Below are 17,831 nucleotides of genomic sequence, written 5' to 3'. Positions count from 1 at the left end.
TGTTGAACGTAGCACCCCGCACGGCGGGGGAGTGTCAGGGAACGGTCAGCTGAAGAGGACGTTATCCGATCCCGCCCACACCGGGGAGGGTGAAGCAGAAGGCGTTCGCGTCGCCGCGCCGCTCGGCCCAGGCCTGCCCGCCCCAGCCGTGCACGATGCTCCGGACGATGTACAGGCCCATGCCGCTGCCCTGCCCGGTCGCGGCGCGGCCCCGCGTGTGCGCCTTGAACAGACTCTCGGTGTCGGGGATGGGCGTGCCCCGGTCGAGGACGCTCACCTCGATCCAGGTGCCGCGTTCATGGGTCTGCACCTCGACCTGAGCGGCGGGCGGGCCGTACTTCAGGGCGTTCTCGATGAGGTTCAGCAGCACCTGCAGCAGCTTGTCCGGGTCGGCCCGCACGAGGTGATCCTGCCCGAACGTGACGCTGGCGCGGCGGGCGTTCAGGTCGGCGGTCAGGAGCCGCTCGGCGCGCGCGAAGGCCTCCGCGAGCGGCAGGGTGCGGGCGCGGGTGGGCCGGAAGCCCACGGCGAGATCCTCGGCGAGCCGGGCTAGGCGCTCGGTTTCCTGAAGGCCCTGCCGCACGAAGTTCTGTGCGAGGTCGCGGGGCATGTCGTACTCCAGGGCCTCCAGCACGCCGCGCAGCGCCGCGACGGGCGTGCGGAACTCGTGCGAGAGCACGGCGGTCGCCTCGCGCAGTTCCGCCTCGCGGCGGCGGTGCTCGGTGACGTCCTCGACGATCAGCGCGCCGCACGCGCCGTCGCGGGTGGCGGTGCAGCGCAGCGTGCGGCCCGTGACCTCCAGTTCCAGCTCCCCGCCGCGTTCCAGCAGCGTCTCCAGGGTGTGGCGGCGCACGACCTCCAGCACCGGGCGGCCCGACGCACGCTCCTGCGGGACGCCCCACAGGCGCGCGGCGGCGGCGTTCACGCGCGTGACCAGCCCCTCGCGCGTCAGCAGGACCGCCTGCGGCAGCGAGTCGATCCAGTGATCGGACCCGCTCACGGCGCTGCCGGTGGCGTCCGGGGCGGTCACGCGCCGTCCGTCCAGGGGCGCATGCGGTAGCCCTTGCCGCGCACCGTCTCCAGGAAGCCCGGCTTGCCGGGATCGTCGCCCAGGTGCGCGCGCAGCTGCGTGACGTGCTGGTCCACGGTGCGCTCGCCCCCCAGGAAGTCCGCGCCCCACACCCGGTCCAGCAGTTCCGTGCGGGAATACACCCGCCCGACGTGCTGCGTCATGAACGCCAGCAGGTCGAACTCGCGCCGCGTGAGGTTCATGCGCCGCCCGCCCACCTTCGCCTCGGCCGAGCCGACGTCCACGCTCAGCGGGCCGTTCGTCATGACGGCCGGCACGTCCGGCAGCGAGCGGCGCAGCAGCGCCCGCACCCGCGCCACGAGTTCCGCCGCGCTGAACGGTTTGGTCAGGTAATCGTCCGCGCCGGACTCCAGGCCCTCGACCCGTTCGGCCTCGGCGGCGCGGGCGGTGAGCATCAGGACCGGCATGCGGCGCAGTTCCGCGTCGGCGCGCAGGCGGCGCAGGAAGCTCAGGCCGCTCTCGCCGGGCAGCATCCAGTCCAGCACGAGGGCGTCCGCGCCGGGCAGCACGTCAAACGCCCCGCTGGCGGACTCCAGGGCGGTGACCCGCAGCCCCGCCCGCTCCAGGTGAAAGCGCAGGACGTCCCGGACCGTCCCCTCGTCCTCGATGACAACGACGTGGCTCATGTCCCTTCATTCTTAGGGGTCAGGTCAGGCGAGTGTCAGCTCCGCCCCACAGTTGACCCGGCTCACAGTAGACCGGCCCTACACTCGACCCGCATGGAATCGGGGTGCCCCTCACCGGGCCGCGCAGGCTGGACATCGGTGGCGTTCGCCCCTGTTGCCTTCCTGTGCCCTGCGGTACGCTACCGGGTGCAACCGCGCGCCATTCCCGGCGCTGGGAGCCGTGCAGGGACCGCAGCGACATCCCTCTCCAGGTGGTTCTGTGAGACGCCCCCCCGCACGCAAGGAGCGAACATGCGGAAGTACTACACCTCGGAATCGGTGTCCGAAGGGCACCCCGACAAGCTGGCCGACTTCATCTCGGACAGCATTCTCGACGAGTTCCTGCGCCAGGAACCCGGCAGTCGCGTCGCGGTGGAGACGCTGCTCACCACCGGCATGGCCGTCGTGGCGGGCGAGGTCACCGCCGAGACCGCCCACGTGGACGTCCAGAAGACCGTCCGTGACGCCGTCAAGCAGGTCGGCTACACCCGCGCGAACTACGGCTTCGACGCCGAATACAGCGCCGTGCTGGTCAGTCTGCACGAACAGAGCCCCGAGATCGCGGGCGGCGTGAACCACAGCGAGGAGTGGCGCGGCATGACCGAAGAGGAGCGCGCCCAGCCCGGCAACGCGCACTCGATGGTCGGCGCGGGCGACCAGGGCCTGATGTTCGGCTACGCCACCGACGAGACGCCGGAACTCATGCCGCTGCCCATCAGCCTCGCGCACAAACTCACGCGGCGCATCGCGCAGCTGCGCAAGGACGGCACGCTGCCCTACCTGCGCCCCGACGCGAAGGCGCAGGTCACGGTCGTCCGCGACGGCGAACCCCACGAGGCCACCGAGACCCTGGTCGATACCGTCGTCATCAGCACCCAGCACAGCGACGACGTGACCCAGGAACAGATCCGCGCCGACATGATCGAGCACGTGATCAGGGCCGTGATCCCAGCCGAGTACCTCACCGCGGACACGAAGTACTTCATCAACCCGTCGGGGCGCTTCGTCATCGGCGGCCCCCACGGCGACACCGGCCTCACGGGGCGCAAGATCATCGTGGACACCTACGGCGGCGCCGTGCCCCACGGTGGCGGCGCGTTCAGCGGCAAGGACCCCACCAAGGTGGACCGCAGCGCGGCGTACTACGCCCGTTTCATCGCCAAGAACATCGTCGCCGCGGGCCTCGCCCGGCGCGCACTGGTCGAGGTCGCGTACGCCATCGGCCGCGCCAACCCCGTCAGCCTGCGCGTCGACACCTACGGCACCGGCACCGTCAGCGACGACCGCCTCGCCACGATCGTGGCCGAGCACTTCGACGCGCGCCCCCAGGCGATCATCGCGGAACTCGACCTGCGCCGCCCCATCTACGCGCAGACCGCCGCGTACGGCCACTTCGGCCGCCCCGAATTCCCCTGGGAACAGACCCACAAGGCCCAGGCCCTCAAGGCCGCCGCGCAGCAGGCCTGACCCACACACACGGACGCGCCGCCCCCGCTTCAGGCTGGGGGCGGCGCGTTCTTCTGCTTCAGCTGCTGGCGGTCTGCGCCTGCAGTTCCGTCTCGCGTTCCGCGTACACGTCCGCGTGCTTGCGGCGCAGGGCGCTGGCGCTGGCGCGGGGGACCATCTCGCTGACGTTCCCGCCGTAACTGGCGATCTCGCGCACCATGGAACTGCTCACGAAACTCCAGCGGGTGGCGGCCATGATGAACACCGTCTCCGCGTCCCCGATCTGGCGGTTCAGGTGCGCGATCTGCAGCTCGTACTCGTAGTCGGACACGGCGCGCAGGCCACGCACGATCACGCTGCCGGTCTCCTGGCGGGCCATGTAGTCCACCAGCAGCCCCCCGAAGGTGTCCACGCTGACGTTGGGGAAGTGCGCGGTCGCCTCGCGCAGGATCTCCAGGCGTTCGTCCAGCGTGAACAGGTGGCGGCCCTGTTTGCGGGCGTTGTGCATGACCGTGACGGTCACGTGGTCGAAGATCCGCGCGGCGCGCGTCAGCACGTCCATGTGCCCGCTGGTGATCGGGTCGAACGAGCCCGGGAAAACGGCGTTCATAACCCCGCCACCTTACCCGATTTCGCTGTCATCGTCGCCGTCCGCGTCCGGTTCCGGGGCGTCCGGGTGCCAGTACAGCGTCAACGTGTTGCTGCCGTACTCGCGTTCCTCGCGCGTGAAGCCCGCGTGCTCGGGCAGGTGCAGCCGGTCCGGATGCTGGCACACCAGCAGTCCGCCGGGCGCGAGGACGCCGCTGGCGAGAATCTGCGCCGTGAGTTTCGGGATGTCCGCCTCGTACGGCGGGTCGCTGAACACCACGTCGAACTGCCCCAGGCGTTTCAGCAGCGCCCCGGCGTCCCCCTTCACGATCCGCACCCGCAGGTCCAGCGCGCGGGCGTTCGTCTCCAGCGCCCGCACGGCCCGCGCGTCCTTCTCGACCAGCGTCACGCGGTACCCGCGACTGGCGGCCTCCAGCCCGATCGCGCCGCTACCGCCGTGCAGGTCGATGAATTCCGGGTATCGCCCGGCGGGCGCGCGGGCAGCCAGCAGGTCGAACAGGCTCTTGCGGACGCGCGCGCCGCTGGGCCGGGCGCTGTCGGGCACCTGCAGGCTGCGGCCCTTCGCCGTACCGCCCAGAATTCGGAGACTCATTTCATGCTCCTGGGAGTGTGGGTGGGGGAGGGGAACGTCATCCCTTCAGGATAGAGCACGCTGCACTTGACCCGGCTCAGCCCAGGTGGGGCGCGGCGGCGTCGAAGCCGTCCAGCGCGCCGGGCTGGAGCTGCCAGTCCTCGCCGTCCCGCGTGGCCTGCCCGGCCTGCACCAGTCGGTTCAGTTCGGCCTCCACCCGCTGCTGCACGCGCCGCAGCGGCATGCCGTCCGCGCCCTCCACGCCGCGCCACGTCAGGAACGCGCGGTGAAAGGCGGGCAGGTCGTTCAGGCCCACGTAGGTTTCCAGGGCGCGCCAGCTGATGCTCGTCATGCCCATCGTTCTACGCTGCGCGGCGGGCCGCGTACAATGGCGGGCATGACCGATCTGCCGGGCGACCCGCTGCCGGACTCCAGTGCCCTGGAGGCCGCCTCGCCGGAACTGGCGCGCGCGCTGGAGGCGCTGGGTGGGCAGCTCGTGTGGCGCATCGGGAAGGACGAGGCCAGCGACGACGTCGTGGTGCGGCTGGGCTTCGCGTCGGCCACGCCCCGCTTCGCGCACCTGCCCCGCCTGCGCAGCGCCGGGGACGCCGAGTTGCAGGCGGCGCTGGCGGAGAACCGCGTGGTGATCGAGTGGGTGGACTGAGTCCGGTGCTCGCGTGATCGTCGAGGCGACGCAGGACTTCACGCTGCCCTGGACCGGGGACGACGCGGCGGCGCTGGCGTTCGTGCGCGACCCGGCCCGCGCGCTGGCCCGCGTGCGCTTCCTGCGGGACCTGCGTGCCGACGGAGAGGGCGTGCGCGGCGAACTGCTCGTGCCGCTGCCCGGCCTGGGCGAGGTGGACCTGCCCTTCCGCAGCGCCCTGACCGCCACGCCGGACGGGGGGGCGCTCACCCCGCAGCCCATCAGCGGCGAGCGCGCCTGGGTGGAGGTCGCCGGGCAGGCCCGCCTGGACGGGGGTGCGCTGCACTTCGCGTTCCAGTTCCGCGCGCACCTCGCCACGCCGGACGCGCAGGGCTGGGGCGGCGCGGCGTTCGAGAAGATGATCCGCGCCGCCGCCGCCCGCACCCTGGACCGCGTGGCGCGCGAACTGCCCGCCGGGATCGCGCAGGCCGCGCAGGAATAGCGCGAAACGGAAACGTCCCAGCTTCAAATGAGCTGGGACGCGTCACTGGTGGGTTCAGGCTTTGACTTCAGGTTCGGGGAAGTCGAGGACGCGCGCGTCGCTCCAGAGGCCTTCGAGGTCGTAGTACTCGCGGGCGTCCTTGGTCATGATGTGCACGACGACGCTGCCGCCGAACGCCAGGAGCAGCCAGCGTTCGCTGGGGCCTTCGACGCTGGGGCGGGGCAGGCCGGTCGCCTGGGCTTTCTCGCGGATGTTCTCCTGCACGGCGTTCAGCTGGAGGCCGGCGGTGGCGGTGCAGATCACGAAGTATTCGAGGGTGCTGCTGACGTCGGTCAGGTCGAGGACGGTGACGTCTTCGGCGCGGCGTTCGCGGGCGGCGTCCACGATGGCGCGCAGCTGGTTCATGGTGTTGGTATCGGGGGTCATGGATGCTCCGGGTGTTGAGTGGGGGCGGGTGGGGTGGTCTGGCGCGCCTGCTGGGGGCCGGTGTGGGGCCGCGTGGGCCTGAGCGGGCCGGGGCGCGCTGCAATGGGTCAGTCTACAGGGCGCGGGGCGGGACACGCCCCTGCCGTGACTTCATTTCGGGGCTCAGGGGCTGGTGGGTGCGCCCAGGCCCTTGAGTCCGGCGAGGCTCGCAGCGGCGTCCGCGCCGAGCAGGATGCCGACCTCGCCGGGGCCGACCGGGAAGCGTTCGCCCTGCAGCCGGGCGAGGTTCAGGGTGTCGGCTAGCTGCGCGGCGTCGGCGACGTCCAGTTGCGTGAACACCTGACTGGCCTCGCCGCTGCGGGGGGCGGGGGTGACCTGCACGTTGCGGTAGCCCAGCGCGGTCAGGGCGCGGGTCAGGGCCGGGCCGAGGTTCTCGCCGCTGGCGTCCACGACCGTGATCTTCAGGTCCGGGTTGGGGGGCGTGGCGGGCACGTCGCCCCACACCTGCGCGAGGCGGTCGCGGTTCACGGCGAGGTTGAACGTGCCGGGAATCTCGTCGGTGGGCAGCGTCGCGAAGCTGAGTTTCATCTGGCCCAGGTAGGGGCGCAGCGCGGCGATGGTGGCGGGGTTCACGTCGGTCTGCACGCCGTTGCCGATGCCGCCCAGGATGGTCGGGAGCGCCGCGAGGCCCTGCGGGGTGCGGAGTTTCCCGGCCAGCTGCGTCAGCGCCTGCTTCTGGTGGTCGATGCGGCCGTAGTCGTCCCCGAAGCCCTTGCGGACCCGCAGGTACAGCACGCCGTTCTTGCCGTCCAGGTGGTGGGCGCCGGGCGCGAGGTTCAGGTTCACGCCCGCGGCGTTGTCGATCCATTCGATGCCGGGTTCCGGCACGGTGACGTCCAGGCCGCCCAGCGCGTCGATGACCCGCTCGACGTAGTCGGTGCGGACGATCACGTACGAGTCGATGTGTTCACCGGTGATGGTCTCGGCGGCCTTCACGAGCGCCTCGGGTCCGCCCGCGAAGTACTGGCTGTTGATCTTCTGCAGAGCCACGGACCGGTAACGGTCGAAGGGGCCGACGTTGGTGTCGCGGGGGATGTTCAGGGCGTGCACGGTGGTGCCCTGCACCTTGACGACCATGACGGTGTCGGTGTTGGGCGGCTGCGCCAGCCCGGTGCGCTGGTCCTGGTCCTTGCAGGGCTGGCGGTAGTAGCAGTACACGATGTCCCGCCCGGCGATCAGCAGGGTGAAACTGGGCGCCTGTCCGGGCGTGACGGCGGCGGCGGCGGTGGGCCCGGCGCCGCTGAGCAGCGCAAAACCCCCCAGGGACAGGGCGGAGAGGGAGAGGCCGAACGCCTGCAGGGCGCGCAGCCCGGCGATGCGGGGTGCAGGGGATTGGGTCACAGTGTCACGTGGGGCAGGAGAGGTGGGCGTTGCAGGGCAGGGCGTGGTAGGCCTTCAGGGTGCGGGGGTGGACCTGAATGCCGCGCCCCTGGAGGTAGGTGACCTTGGAAACGATGGCGCGTTCCAGCGCGGCCGTCAGGTCGGTCAGGGCCAGTTCGCGGATGTCGGCGTTCACGCCGCGGCCGGGTTCGGACACGTCGGCGATGTACACGCACGACGAGACGGGGTTGCCGCCGCGCGGGCCGGTGGTGTGGTCCTCGACGGCGTCCAGCACGACGCGGTCCTGGTAGCCCCAGCGTTCGAGCAGGGTGCGGGCGGCCCGACCGTGCAGGGCCAGCGGGTGCGCCGCGTCGATGTCGCATTCGGGCGGCGCGAGGCGCAGCAGTTCATGGTCGGGCAGGTCCCGGGCGATGTCGTGCAGCACCCCGGCGGCGTAGGCGCGCATGTCGTCCAGGCCGTTGGCGCGGGCGATCTGCGCCGCGAGTTCCGCCACGCGCAGCACGTGCTCGTAGCGGCGCGGCTTGACCATCAGCCGCACCCGTTCCTCCCAGCCGGTCCAGGCCGCCACGCCGGGGGGCGGAGGCAGCACCTGGGCGATCACGCGAGTATGTGGCCGCTTCTCCACATCATGATCTCGACTATACGCCCCTGGCCCCGACTCAGCTGACACTCGGGTCACTTTCTGATGCCCGTCTGACCGGCGTGCCACGCGACATTTTTCCGCCCGGCGGGGGCCCGGGCCGCCCGGTGCATTAAGGCGCGTCCCGGCGTGTCACCGTCAGACGCACGCTCACGGTCTCCAGCGCCTGCGCGCCCGCCGGGACGTTCAGGCGCACCGGCGCGGTGTACGTGCCCTCCCGGTACGTGACCTGCCCCGCGACCTCCCGTAGACGCCCCAGCAGTTCCGGCGCCGCCACCACCCGCACCGTGCCCGGCTGCACACTCACGGACGTGACCTGCAGTGCGGACGGCGGATCGTTCAGCACCACCCGCAGCGTCTTGACCGGCAGCTCCCCGGTATCCACGCGGCGGACCGTGACGGTACTCGGGCGGATGGTCACGCCCGCCACCGGCAGCCCCGAGCCGTCCAGCGCCACCAGCGGCACCTCGCGTTCGGTGTTCGCGCCCAGACTGGCCGGGCTGGTCACCAGTCGCGCCACGCCCACCACCACGCGCCCCGCGCCGGACACGGTCGCCTCGCCCGGCGTGACCTGATAGCGCGGCAGGCTCGACTCCGGCGGACTGGTCACACTGAGCGTCACGGGCAGCGTGCGCGCCACCTGCGTGTCCACGAACCCCTGCACCCGCGTGGGCGTCACGCGCTGCAACGTGGTCCCGCCCGGCGCGGTCACGGTCACCGACCGCGTGAAACTGCCCTCCGGCGCGTCGGTGACGTCCACGACCGCCTCGACGCTGTCGGGTTGCAGGTCCCGCAGGCGTTCCGGGCGGCCCGACAGGATCACCCGCACGGACGCGGGGTTCAGGTTGCTCGTCGCGCGTTTCTCCTGCCCGTTCCCGGTCGTGTCGCGGATCGTGACCGGCACGTCGAAGCCCTGCTCGACGTTCGCGCGCCGGTCGGCGGTCGCCACGAACCACAGCGTGACCGACACCGCCAGTGCCAGCAGTTTCGGCAGCAGGTTGTGCGTCGTCCTGGCCCAGGCGTAGCGGGGGCTCAGCCAGCGCCGCAGCCACTGCAGCCGGTCCTGGGTGCGCTCACCCACGCTCACGGCGCCTCCGGAGTGGACGGCAGCGGGCCGTACCCGGCCGGGTCGTACACCAGGGTCCGCAGGTGTTCGCGCAGCTCCGCGCCGGTCAGGTCCGGCCCCAGCCGCCCCTGCAGCGCCACGCGCATGCTCCCGCGCTCCTCGCTGACGACCAGCACCACCGCGTCCGTCAGTTCCGACAGGCCGATCGCCGCGCGGTGCCGCGTGCCGTAACGGCGGTACGTGCCGTCACTGGACTGCAGCGGGAACAGGCACCCGGCGGCGATCACCCGCGACCCCTGGATGATCACGCCCCCGTCGTGCAGCGGCGCGTTGCGGGCGAACAGGGCCTCCAGGAACGGCACGCTGACCAGCGCGTCCAGCGACACGCCCGTCGCGGCGTACTCGCCCAGCGGCGTGCGGCGCTCGATGGCGATCAGCGCGCCCGTCTTGCGTTCCGCGAGCCGCTCCATGGCCCGCGCGAGGTCCTGCAGCGCCGCGCCGCTCGCCCCGGTGTCCCGCCCGCGCGGGCGACCCACGCGTTCCAGCACGGCGCGCAGTTCCGGCTGGAACAGCACGATCAGCGCGAAGATCCCCACCGTCCCGGCGCGGCCCAGCAGGTACGACAGCGTGGTCAGGCCCAGCAGCTGCGCCGCCACCCACACCCCGGCGAACACCAGGATGCCGCGCACCACGTTCACCGCCCGCGTCCCCGACACCAGCAGGTAGCCCTGATACACCAGGAACGTGACCAGCAGGATGTCCAGAACATCCCGGACACTGATCTGTCCAAGTGGCGGCATCAGGGGAAGGCACTCCTTTCAGGGTCTGGGGGCGGAAGACGGGCGAAGTCGCGCCCACTATACGGTCTGCACCCCATGAGAACGTCGCGCCAGCGCCACGCGCGTCCCCCGGAAGATGGACGACGGGCGCAGTCAGGGCCGGAACGCGGGAACGCCCACAGTCGCCGCCCGCCCCCGCGCGGGAAGCTGACCCCACCGGAGGTTTCACATGAACATCCACTTCATCGGGCACAGCACCTTCCTCCTCGAAAGCGGCGGGCACCGCCTGCTCATCGACCCGTTCATCGAAGGCAACCCCCAGGCCACCGTCACGCTGCAAGACGCCCTGGACTGGAAGCCCAGCGCCGTGCTGATCAGCCACGCGCACGGGGACCACTGGGGCAACGCCCTGGACTTCGCCCGCGCGGGTGTGCCGCTGATCGCCACCGCCGAGATCGCCACGTACGCCGCGAGGAACGGCGCCACGCACCCGGTCGGCATGAACATCGGCGGGACGTACCGCGCCGCGTGGGGCAGCGTCACCCTGACGCCCGCGTGGCACTCCTCGTCCTTCCCGGACGGCACCTACGGCGGCATGCCCACCGGCCTGATCATCGAACTGGGCGGCAAACGCGTGTACTTCGCGGGCGATACCAACCTCTTCGGCGACATGAGCCTGATCGGAGCGCGCGGTCTGGACGCCGCCCTGCTCCCCATCGGCGACCACTACACCATGGGCCCCGAGGAAGCCGCCCGCACCCTGGACCTCCTGAAGCCCCGGGTGGCGATCCCCATGCACTACGGCACCTTCCCCCCGCTGACCGGCGACCCCGCCGTCTTCCAGCGTGAAGGCGAGGCGCGCGGCGTGGACGTCCGCATCCTGAAGCCCGGCGAGCACACCACCCTGTAAAGCCAGACAGGGAAGAGGGGGCGACCGGGAATCCACCCTGATCGCCCCCCTCCTGTGCTGCCCGGCCTCAGCCCTGCCCGGTCACCAGCGGACGCGGCTGCTCCTGCTCCTCCGGCAGCCGCGTCTGGTTCGGCGTGGGCTCCGGGAACTCCGGGTTCGCCTTACGGTCCGCCGCGCGAACGAACGACCGCGAATCCACGTGCACGTCCTGCGCCGGGCGCACCTTGAAGCGCGTCGTGCGCGCCGGGACCCCCATCGCGATCCCATGCGGGGGAATGTCGCCGCGCAGCAGCGCGTGCGTCGCCAGCATCGCGTCGTCACTGATCACGCTGCCCGCCAGCACCGTCGAGTGGTACGTCACCCGCGCGCCCCGCCCGATCACCGTACGCCGCAACGTCACGTCCGGGCCGTCCAGCACGCTGTGCGTGTGGCTGTACACGTTCACGTAATCGCTGATGCTCGCGTTGTCGTGCAGCTCGATCCCGCCGATATCGTCCAGCAGCACGTGCCGGTGCACGACCACGTCGTCCCCGACCTCCATGTTGTACCCGACGCTGAACTCCACGTTCTGCCAGCACTTGAAGTCCCGCCCCACCCGCCGGAAGATGTGCCCCGCCAGCACCCGCCGCAGCGGAATGCCCAGCACCGGGTTCTGCCCCACCGGCGTCAGGTCCGCGTTCTTCCACAGCCACAGCAGCGGCTTCACCCGCGTGAACGCCTCCGTGTCCGTCGCCATGTAGTACTCCGCCTCGAACGTCACGTTCCGCGCGTCCACGTTCAACGCCGCCAGCGGCGCGTCCACCCGCAGCTGCCCCAGAGGCCGCCCATACATGATCTCCGCGAGCACCCCCGCCGCCAGCTCGAACCGGTCCGTGCCCGGATCCGACAGGCGCGCGTCCAGATCACGCAGGAACTCGTTGTAGGTCGCCTGCGCGTCCTGACCAATCTCCACCGGTTTGAGCCACGTCACAGGTACAGGCTAGCACCTACAGTGAAAAACAAAGTGGCCCGCGGCAACCTGCGTCGCGGACCACCCGGAGTCATGCGGGAATGTGAGAAGTCGAAGCCGGTCGCCGGCGGTCAGCGGACGTTGCGACCCACGATGGACGCCTGCAGAGGCGTGTCCGCCAGCGGCGGGTACACCGTGGCCTTCCCGCCGATGGTCTTCTCGAACCGCAGGCGGTACGTCAGCGCCAGATCCGACTCGGCCGTCAGGGCGACCTCGGCGGCGGTGGGGGGGCGGACGTTCTCGGCGAGCATCAGCGCCCGCGCCCCGCCGGACGGAATTGACAGAGCGCCCAGCGCCGGTACCGCGCAGGGGTCCGGGGTGGACGGCAGCGGCACCTGGAACTCCATCAGGACCAGCGAGGCCGCGCCCGTCGCGGCGATCTTCTGCTGCGCGGACATCTGATCGTTGTACGTCGTGCGGTCCATCAGGTAGTACGCGTACAGCACCGGGGTGCTGCCGACCTCGGTCACGCGGGCCGGGACGACCAGCCCCATGAAATTCGTTCCGACCTTCCACACCCTGGTCCCGGCCGCGTTCTTCGTGCCGGGCACCGCGGGCAGGGTGACGCTGGTCCCGGCCGTCATCACGCTGCAGGCCTCACGCAACCGCGCGCTGAGCAGCTGCGTGCCGACCATGGCGTCGGCGCGCAGCTGCGTCCGGGCCGTCAGCAGGGCGTTGGCGTCGGCGGTGCTGGTCGTCAGTGAGTACGCTGCGCCCAGGATCAGGAGGCCCAGCGTCAGCGTGATCAGGATCTCGATCAGGGTCAGGCCCGCGTGCGGCTGCGGCAGTCGGTGCATGTCAGCCGCCATACATCTCGAAGGTGATCTCGTTCGTGGTGCCGTTCGCGGTGTTCTGCACCCGCACGCGCCGCACGCTGCGGCCTGGGCGGACGGCGGCGGCGGCGCAGTTGTTCACCAGGGTGTACGGCGCACTGACCGTGAAGTCACCCTGCCCGTCCGGTGTCACGTCCCAGACCGTGACGGTCATCCCGGCCGGGACCGGGAAGCTGTCCACGCAGCCGCGCTGCAGACGGTAGTTCCCGAGCGTCCTGGTCGCGTCCGGGGAGGCGTTCGGGTCGAGCCAGTGTCGCCGCAGTCCCTCCGCGGTGGACTGCAGGCGGACACTGAGGTTCTGCCGCTGCTCGGCCTGGCGGTTGTTGCGGAACAGGCCGGTCATGATCGAGGACACCATGGCCAGCACGACGGCCAGCACGACGATGGAGATCAGCACTTCGATGAGGGTGAAGCCTTGCGTTCGTTCAGGAGCCATCCTGGATCACCTTACCCGTCACCCCGACCGTGCGCAGCTGCGCCGTGCGGGCGCTGCGCGGGTGGCGCAGCACCAGGGTCGCGGGGGAACTGGTCAGTTCACTGTACGGCGCGCTGTACGTCAGGGTGACAGGCGCGTTCGTGAGCGAGAGGTTATAGGGCAGCGTGGTCGTGCTGCTGACCCCGTTGATGGTCAGGCGGTACGTGGTGGTATCCACCTGCTGGAAGGTCGCGGTGGTGTTGTACCGCAGGGCGCCGCTGCGGACGCGTTCCACGTCGCTCGCCAGCTGCGCGGCGCCCTCCTGCAACTGCCGGGAATTCCAGTAGCTGAGCATGGAGAAGCTGCCGATCGCCAGGACGATCCCCAGGATCGCCAGGGTGATCAGCAGTTCCACCAGGGTGAAGCCCTGCCGCACCTACATGCCCTCGGCGCGGAAGGTGCGCGGCATGGTCAGTTCGGTGAAGTTGGGGGCCGCCTCGTATGAGCCCTGGGTGGGGAAGAACGGTGGGGCGAGCCCCTCGGCCAGACGGCCGTCCCATTTGAAGTTGCGGGAGTAGCCCTTGCCGGGCGTGCCGACCTGCCCGACGCCCTGGGACTGCTCCTCGATGATGCCGCCGGTCAGGTTGATCTTGGGAGTGGTGGGGCCCGTGGTGCGTGAGGTGGTGTAGTCCACCGTCCCGAAGCCCTTGCCGGTGGCGGCAGCCATGAGCGTGCCGTCAATGGTGATGTCACGGTTCAGCGGGCCGTTGACCTTGACGTTCCCCTGTTCGGAGTACACGCCCAAGACGTTCTGCCCGTCCTTCTTGCTGATCGGATCGGTGTATGTGACGTCGTCCTTGATGAAGATGTCGCCGGTGGCCGCGACGGTCATCTTCGTGGTCGCGGCGATGTCCGCGCCGCTCGTGCCGTCTCCTTTCAGGCCGCCGTTGCCCGCGGGACTCTGGGAGCCGATGTTGCCTTCCACGTACAGCATGCCGTTGAAGGTGCCGTTCATGGTCTTTTTCAGGACGCCGTTCTCGTAGACCTGCCAGGTGTTCGTGTCGGTCTGCTGGAAGCGGGTGGTCTTGCTGCCCTGCACGATCTCGATCCGCTGGAAGTCCCCGTTCTTGGAGAGGGTCAGATTGTCCACGTTGCCCTTCACGTAGATGCCGCCCGTGCCGCTCTGGCCGAAGCTGTTGCCGCTGTTGGGGGTGGCGGCCGTCCCGGGGGCGTAGAACACGCCACTGGTGGCGGCCCCGCTGCCGAAGACGGAGTTCAGGCAGGTGCTGGTGTTGGTGCAGGCGCCGGGCTGTATGCCGGTGGTGGCAAGCCGCTGGTCGTTGGCGTTGGTGGGCAGATCGATGCTGGCGACGCCCAGCTGGTATCCGCCCTGGAACATGGTGTCTGCCGAGGGTCTAGCGGTGGTCGAGTATTCCAGCGTCGCGCTGGTCGAGGTGTATTTCCCCAGGAAGCGGGGACCACGCGTGACGGTGCTGGCGTAGAACAGGGGTGCCGAGCTGCCGTAGGCGCCGTTAGCATGCACGCGGCCTTCGAAGGTGTCCTCGTCCCAGAAGACCAGACGCCCGCCGCCGGGGAGCGTGCGGCGGTTCACGAAGTACTGGTACTGCGAGAAGGGCGGCTGCGAGATGACGATCTCGCGGGTGGCAGTGCCGCCCGAGGAGTAGCGGCGCTGCGCGACGATGCGCCCGCCGCTCCGGAGGGTGGCGGTGGAGACCAGGGGCGTGCTCTGCATCACTACGCGGAGCTTGTTGTCGGGGGTGATCGTCACGGACTGGAGGCTCAGGCCGCCGCGCACCTCGGTGGTCAGGGTGCCGCTGGCGGTGCCCTGCGTGCTGGCGCTGGTGGTGACCAGCACCCCGTCTTTGCCGCTGAACATGTTGCGCCACTGCGCTTTCCACTTCTCGTCGGTCAGGCCGGGAGGCATCTTGGCGCGGTCACGCAGGAAGGCCAGTTGCTGATCGGCGGCATTCGTGGTCTTGCCGACCAGACCGGGCGGGGTGCAGAGTTTGTTGCCCACCGCGGGCAGGTTGGGGACATTGGCCGGGAGGACCAGCCTGCCGGACTGCCCGCACAGGCTGCCCAGGCCGCTCAGGATGTCGTCCTTCTGGGTGCCCTTGGCGATCTGGATGGTGTTGAGCACGTCGGCGAAGGCGTCGGCGGTCGCCTGGGCGCGGGCCAGGGAGGACTCGGCGGCGTACTGGGCTTCCAGCGCGGCGCGGTTGTCGGCCACGCCGCGCTGGTTGCCCAGGATCACGGTGGCGGTCATGGAGAGCAGTACGGCGATCACCAGGCAGGCGCCCAGGACGGTGATCAGGGTGCTCATGCCCTGCACGGTACTGAACGGCGTGGTGTGGGCCGCGGGGGTGGGGGCGGCGGGCGGGGGTGTTCATCCTGGGGTCTCCTGTGGGTGGGTGGCAGGGGCTGACACCCGGGTCACTGTGCGAAATATCGCGTATGCGCTCTTGCAAGTTTCTGGCAAGCGTGTTAGCTGGAACGTGAACTTTTTCAAAATACCCCCATTGCCGCTGCCCCAGGGGGTGGGCCCCGGTTTGGGTGGTGGCCTGTGGGGGTGTGGCCTTTTTCTGAAGGTGCCGTCAGGTCGGGCCGCGTAGGCTGGTTCTCATGCTGGTATCGGATCGGGTGCAGGGGCTGCTGTCGCGTGAGCGGGGGCTGCTGGGGGACGTGCAGGCGTTTCTGGAGGCGCAGGGCGCGCCGCCGGAGGTGGTGGGGCACGCCCGGCAGGCGCTGCGGAACCTCGATGAGGCGTTCCTGCTGGTGGTGGTGGGTGAGTTCAACGCGGGGAAGAGTTCCTTCGTGAATGCGCTGCTGGGCGCGGCGGTGCTCCCTGAGGGCGTGACGCCCACCACGGACCGCATCTACGTGCTGGTGCACGGGGAGCAGCCGGGGCAGATGGAGCCCACCAGTGATCCCTTCGTGAGTCGCCTGACGTACCCGCTGCCCAGCCTGGAGGGGGTGGCGCTGGTGGACACGCCGGGCACGAACGCGATCATCCGGCAGCATCAGGCGCTGACCGAGGGGTTCCTGCCGCGCGCGGACCTCGTGCTGTTCCTGACGTCGGCGGACCGGCCATTCACGGAGTCCGAACGGCAGTTCCTCGAACTCGCGGCCCGCTGGGGGCGCGGCGTGATCATGGTCGTGAACAAGGCCGACCTGCTCGAAACCCCCGAGCAGCGCGAGCAGGTCCGCGCGTTCGTGGAGACCGGGGCGCGCGGCGTGCTGGGCCTGACCCCACCCGTGCTGCTGATCAGTGCCCGCGCCGAGCAGCGCGGCGGGGACGCGGGCTTCGCGGCGCTGCGCTCGCTGCTGCAGGAGCGCCTGTCCGAGACGGAACGCACCCGCCTGAAACTCCTGAGTCCCCTGAACACCGTGTCGCAGCTTCTGAACGGCGAGGCCACCCGCGCGGAGGGAGCCCGCACCACCCTGACCGAGGATCTGCGTGTCCTGGGCGACCTGGAGGCGCAGCGGTCCACGCACGGCGAGACGATGCTGGGCGAACTCGACGGGCAGCTGAACCGCGTTTCTCGCCTCCTGAGCGAGTTCGAGGTCCGCGCCGACCGCTTCATCGACGCGCGGCTGCGCTTCTCGAACCTGCGCGGGCTGCTGAACAGCCGCGAACTGGAGGAGGACTTCCGGCGCGAGGCGGTCGCGGACCTGCCCGAGGCGATCGACCGGCAGTTCGGCACGATGATCGACCGCTTCGTGGAGGCGAACCTGCACTTCTGGGAGGACGTGCAGGCGTTCCTGATCCGCCGCCAGCCCAGCCAGGAGGTGGCCCGCACCCGCTTCTCGTACGACCGCGCCGCGCTCCTGGAGGGCATCGCCGGGTCGGCCCGCGAGCACCTCGCGACGACCACCGAGCAGGAACTCGCCCGGAACCTCTCCCGCGACGCGGAGGACGCCATGAAGGGCGTGATCGGCGGCCTGGCGGGCGGCGTCGGGATCGGCGCGGGCATCGGTGCGCTCGTGGGTGCCAGCGCACTGGACTTCACCGGGGGCATCCTGGCGGGCCTGACGCTGGGCAGCCTGGGCCTGTTCGTCCTGCCGAACAAACGCATCCAGGCGCACCGGCAGCTGCGCAACCGCGTGGCGGAACTGCGCGAGGCGCTGGAACGCATCGTGCGGCGCGAGTTCGAACGCGAACAGGAACGCGCCGACACGCGCCTGCACGACGCGATCAGCCCCTTCACGCGCTTCACGCGGCAGGAGCAGGCGCGACTGGACGCGGCCCGCACCCGCTCCGGGGAGCTGCGCGCCGAACTGGACGCCCTGCAGGGCGAGGTCAAGGCGCTGGGGTAACCGCCCCCGGCTGTGCCGCGCGCGGTGACAGCGCCCGTGCAGACGAGGCCGCTGCCCGCACGTTAGGCCCGCCCCTACCCTGGGGCATGAGGCAGAACATCAGCAGCGGCAGCCCCTGGGAAGCGAAGATCGGCTACGCCCGCGCCGTCAAGATCGGGAACGTCGTGCACGTCAGCGGAACGACCGCCACCGTGAACGGCGAGGTCGTCGGCGAGGGCGACCCCGCCGAGCAGACCCGCGCGGTCCTCGGGATCATCCGCCGCGCCCTGGAAACCGCCGGAGCGCGCCTGGAGGACGTGGTGCGCACCCGCATCTACGTGACGGACATCCGCCAGTGGGAGGAGATCGGCCTCGCGCACGGCGAGGTCTTCGGCGACATCCGCCCCGCCACGACCATGGTGCAGGTCGCCGCGCTGATCGACCCGCTGCACCTCGTGGAGATCGAGGCCGAGGCGATCCTCCCCTGAGCGGGCGCGGCAGACTGGATG

General features: G+C 70.6%; 21 protein-coding genes. 6 read left to right on the top strand and 15 right to left on the bottom strand.

Translation table 11 applies throughout. The annotated features are described in order from the left end of the window. Nucleotides 1–61 precede the first annotated feature (61 nt). Together EXW95_RS10640 and EXW95_RS10635 are read right to left on the bottom strand one after the other, a co-directional pair. The gene (locus EXW95_RS10640) at nucleotides 62–1,030 is read right to left on the bottom strand and encodes a sensor histidine kinase (RefSeq protein WP_371810015.1); all 969 of its coding nucleotides are present in this window, start codon (nucleotides 1,028–1,030) and stop codon (nucleotides 62–64) included. Continuing rightward, entirely contained in the window at nucleotides 1,027–1,716 is a 690-nt protein-coding gene (locus tag EXW95_RS10635) for a winged helix-turn-helix domain-containing protein (protein WP_174367438.1), read from the bottom strand. The genes EXW95_RS10640 and EXW95_RS10635 overlap by 4 nt, the downstream gene beginning before the upstream one ends. Before the next feature lie 291 nt (nucleotides 1,717–2,007). Here EXW95_RS10635 and metK point away from each other — a divergent pair, with 291 nt between their 5' ends. Next, nucleotides 2,008–3,222: a methionine adenosyltransferase gene (gene metK / locus EXW95_RS10630; protein WP_174367437.1), complete on the top strand. Its 1,215-nt coding sequence runs from the start codon at nucleotides 2,008–2,010 to the stop codon at nucleotides 3,220–3,222. 58 nt (nucleotides 3,223–3,280) lie between these two features. Here the strand turns inward: metK and coaD are convergent, their stop codons facing one another. From coaD to EXW95_RS10615, 3 genes are all read right to left on the bottom strand, one after another. Beyond that, nucleotides 3,281–3,811, bottom strand: a complete 531-nt coding sequence (gene coaD / locus EXW95_RS10625) for a pantetheine-phosphate adenylyltransferase (protein ID WP_174367436.1) — start codon at nucleotides 3,809–3,811, stop codon at nucleotides 3,281–3,283. Nucleotides 3,812–3,823: 12 nt separating this feature from the next. Beyond that, nucleotides 3,824–4,402: an RsmD family RNA methyltransferase gene (locus tag EXW95_RS10620; RefSeq protein ID WP_174367435.1), complete on the bottom strand. Its 579-nt coding sequence runs from the start codon at nucleotides 4,400–4,402 to the stop codon at nucleotides 3,824–3,826. A 76-nt stretch (nucleotides 4,403–4,478) separates the two neighbouring features. After that, complete coding sequence (locus EXW95_RS10615) at nucleotides 4,479–4,739, bottom strand: hypothetical protein (RefSeq protein ID WP_174367434.1); 261 nt, start codon at nucleotides 4,737–4,739, stop codon at nucleotides 4,479–4,481. A 39-nt stretch (nucleotides 4,740–4,778) separates the two neighbouring features. On the opposite strand from EXW95_RS10615, the gene EXW95_RS10610 reads away from it, so the two are divergent. Together EXW95_RS10610 and EXW95_RS10605 are read left to right on the top strand one after the other, a co-directional pair. Continuing rightward, nucleotides 4,779–5,045, top strand: coding sequence for a DUF3248 domain-containing protein (locus tag EXW95_RS10610; protein ID WP_174367433.1), 267 nt, complete (start codon nucleotides 4,779–4,781; stop codon nucleotides 5,043–5,045). A gap of 13 nt (nucleotides 5,046–5,058) precedes the next feature. After that, on the top strand, nucleotides 5,059–5,526 hold the full coding sequence (locus EXW95_RS10605; protein WP_174367432.1) for a DUF3809 domain-containing protein: 468 nt from the start codon (nucleotides 5,059–5,061) through the stop codon (nucleotides 5,524–5,526). A gap of 54 nt (nucleotides 5,527–5,580) precedes the next feature. Here the strand turns inward: EXW95_RS10605 and rsfS are convergent, their stop codons facing one another. From rsfS to cdaA, 5 genes are all read right to left on the bottom strand, one after another. Continuing rightward, nucleotides 5,581–5,952, bottom strand: a complete 372-nt coding sequence (gene rsfS / locus EXW95_RS10600; protein WP_046843640.1) for a ribosome silencing factor — start codon at nucleotides 5,950–5,952, stop codon at nucleotides 5,581–5,583. Nucleotides 5,953–6,114: 162 nt separating this feature from the next. Next, nucleotides 6,115–7,353, bottom strand: a complete 1,239-nt coding sequence (locus tag EXW95_RS10595) for an LCP family protein (protein ID WP_174367431.1) — start codon at nucleotides 7,351–7,353, stop codon at nucleotides 6,115–6,117. A gap of 4 nt (nucleotides 7,354–7,357) precedes the next feature. Beyond that, nucleotides 7,358–7,882 (bottom strand): bis(5'-nucleosyl)-tetraphosphatase (symmetrical) YqeK, encoded by a 525-nt coding sequence (gene yqeK / locus EXW95_RS10590; RefSeq protein ID WP_174368933.1) that lies wholly within the window; start codon nucleotides 7,880–7,882, stop codon nucleotides 7,358–7,360. A 223-nt stretch (nucleotides 7,883–8,105) separates the two neighbouring features. Next, a complete protein-coding gene (locus EXW95_RS10585) occupies nucleotides 8,106–9,080 on the bottom strand; it encodes a YbbR-like domain-containing protein (protein ID WP_371810013.1) in 975 nt (324 codons plus the stop codon). Beyond that, the gene (cdaA, locus tag EXW95_RS10580; RefSeq protein WP_174367430.1) at nucleotides 9,077–9,859 is read right to left on the bottom strand and encodes a diadenylate cyclase CdaA; all 783 of its coding nucleotides are present in this window, start codon (nucleotides 9,857–9,859) and stop codon (nucleotides 9,077–9,079) included. The genes EXW95_RS10585 and cdaA overlap by 4 nt, the downstream gene beginning before the upstream one ends. A 208-nt stretch (nucleotides 9,860–10,067) precedes the next feature. On the opposite strand from cdaA, the gene EXW95_RS10575 reads away from it, so the two are divergent. Beyond that, nucleotides 10,068–10,748, top strand: coding sequence for a metal-dependent hydrolase (locus EXW95_RS10575; protein WP_174367429.1), 681 nt, complete (start codon nucleotides 10,068–10,070; stop codon nucleotides 10,746–10,748). Nucleotides 10,749–10,815: 67 nt separating this feature from the next. Here the strand turns inward: EXW95_RS10575 and EXW95_RS10570 are convergent, their stop codons facing one another. The 5 genes from EXW95_RS10570 to EXW95_RS10550 all read right to left on the bottom strand — a co-directional run bounded on the left by EXW95_RS10570 (nucleotide 10,816) and on the right by EXW95_RS10550 (nucleotide 15,349). After that, entirely contained in the window at nucleotides 10,816–11,718 is a 903-nt protein-coding gene (locus EXW95_RS10570; protein WP_174367428.1) for an acyltransferase, read from the bottom strand. A gap of 110 nt (nucleotides 11,719–11,828) precedes the next feature. Beyond that, nucleotides 11,829–12,554 (bottom strand): prepilin-type N-terminal cleavage/methylation domain-containing protein, encoded by a 726-nt coding sequence (locus EXW95_RS10565; RefSeq protein WP_174367427.1) that lies wholly within the window; start codon nucleotides 12,552–12,554, stop codon nucleotides 11,829–11,831. Nucleotide 12,555: 1 nt separating this feature from the next. Continuing rightward, nucleotides 12,556–13,026: a type II secretion system protein J gene (locus EXW95_RS10560; protein ID WP_174367426.1), complete on the bottom strand. Its 471-nt coding sequence runs from the start codon at nucleotides 13,024–13,026 to the stop codon at nucleotides 12,556–12,558. Then, nucleotides 13,016–13,441: a prepilin-type N-terminal cleavage/methylation domain-containing protein gene (locus EXW95_RS10555; RefSeq protein ID WP_174367425.1), complete on the bottom strand. Its 426-nt coding sequence runs from the start codon at nucleotides 13,439–13,441 to the stop codon at nucleotides 13,016–13,018. Before EXW95_RS10555 ends, EXW95_RS10560 begins: the two co-directional genes overlap by 11 nt. Beyond that, the gene (locus EXW95_RS10550) at nucleotides 13,442–15,349 is read right to left on the bottom strand and encodes a hypothetical protein (protein WP_174367424.1); all 1,908 of its coding nucleotides are present in this window, start codon (nucleotides 15,347–15,349) and stop codon (nucleotides 13,442–13,444) included. A 299-nt stretch (nucleotides 15,350–15,648) separates the two neighbouring features. Between EXW95_RS10550 and EXW95_RS10545 the strand changes: the two genes are divergently transcribed. Together EXW95_RS10545 and EXW95_RS10540 are read left to right on the top strand one after the other, a co-directional pair. Beyond that, a complete protein-coding gene (locus EXW95_RS10545; protein ID WP_174367423.1) occupies nucleotides 15,649–17,343 on the top strand; it encodes a dynamin family protein in 1,695 nt (564 codons plus the stop codon). An 86-nt stretch (nucleotides 17,344–17,429) separates the two neighbouring features. Beyond that, the gene (locus EXW95_RS10540; RefSeq protein ID WP_174367422.1) at nucleotides 17,430–17,810 is read left to right on the top strand and encodes a RidA family protein; all 381 of its coding nucleotides are present in this window, start codon (nucleotides 17,430–17,432) and stop codon (nucleotides 17,808–17,810) included. Nucleotides 17,811–17,831 lie beyond the last annotated feature (21 nt).

The organism is Deinococcus sp. JMULE3, assembly GCF_013337115.1.
In the GTDB taxonomy this organism is placed as follows: domain Bacteria; phylum Deinococcota; class Deinococci; order Deinococcales; family Deinococcaceae; genus Deinococcus.
This window is presented reverse-complemented; position numbering and strand designations above follow the sequence as displayed.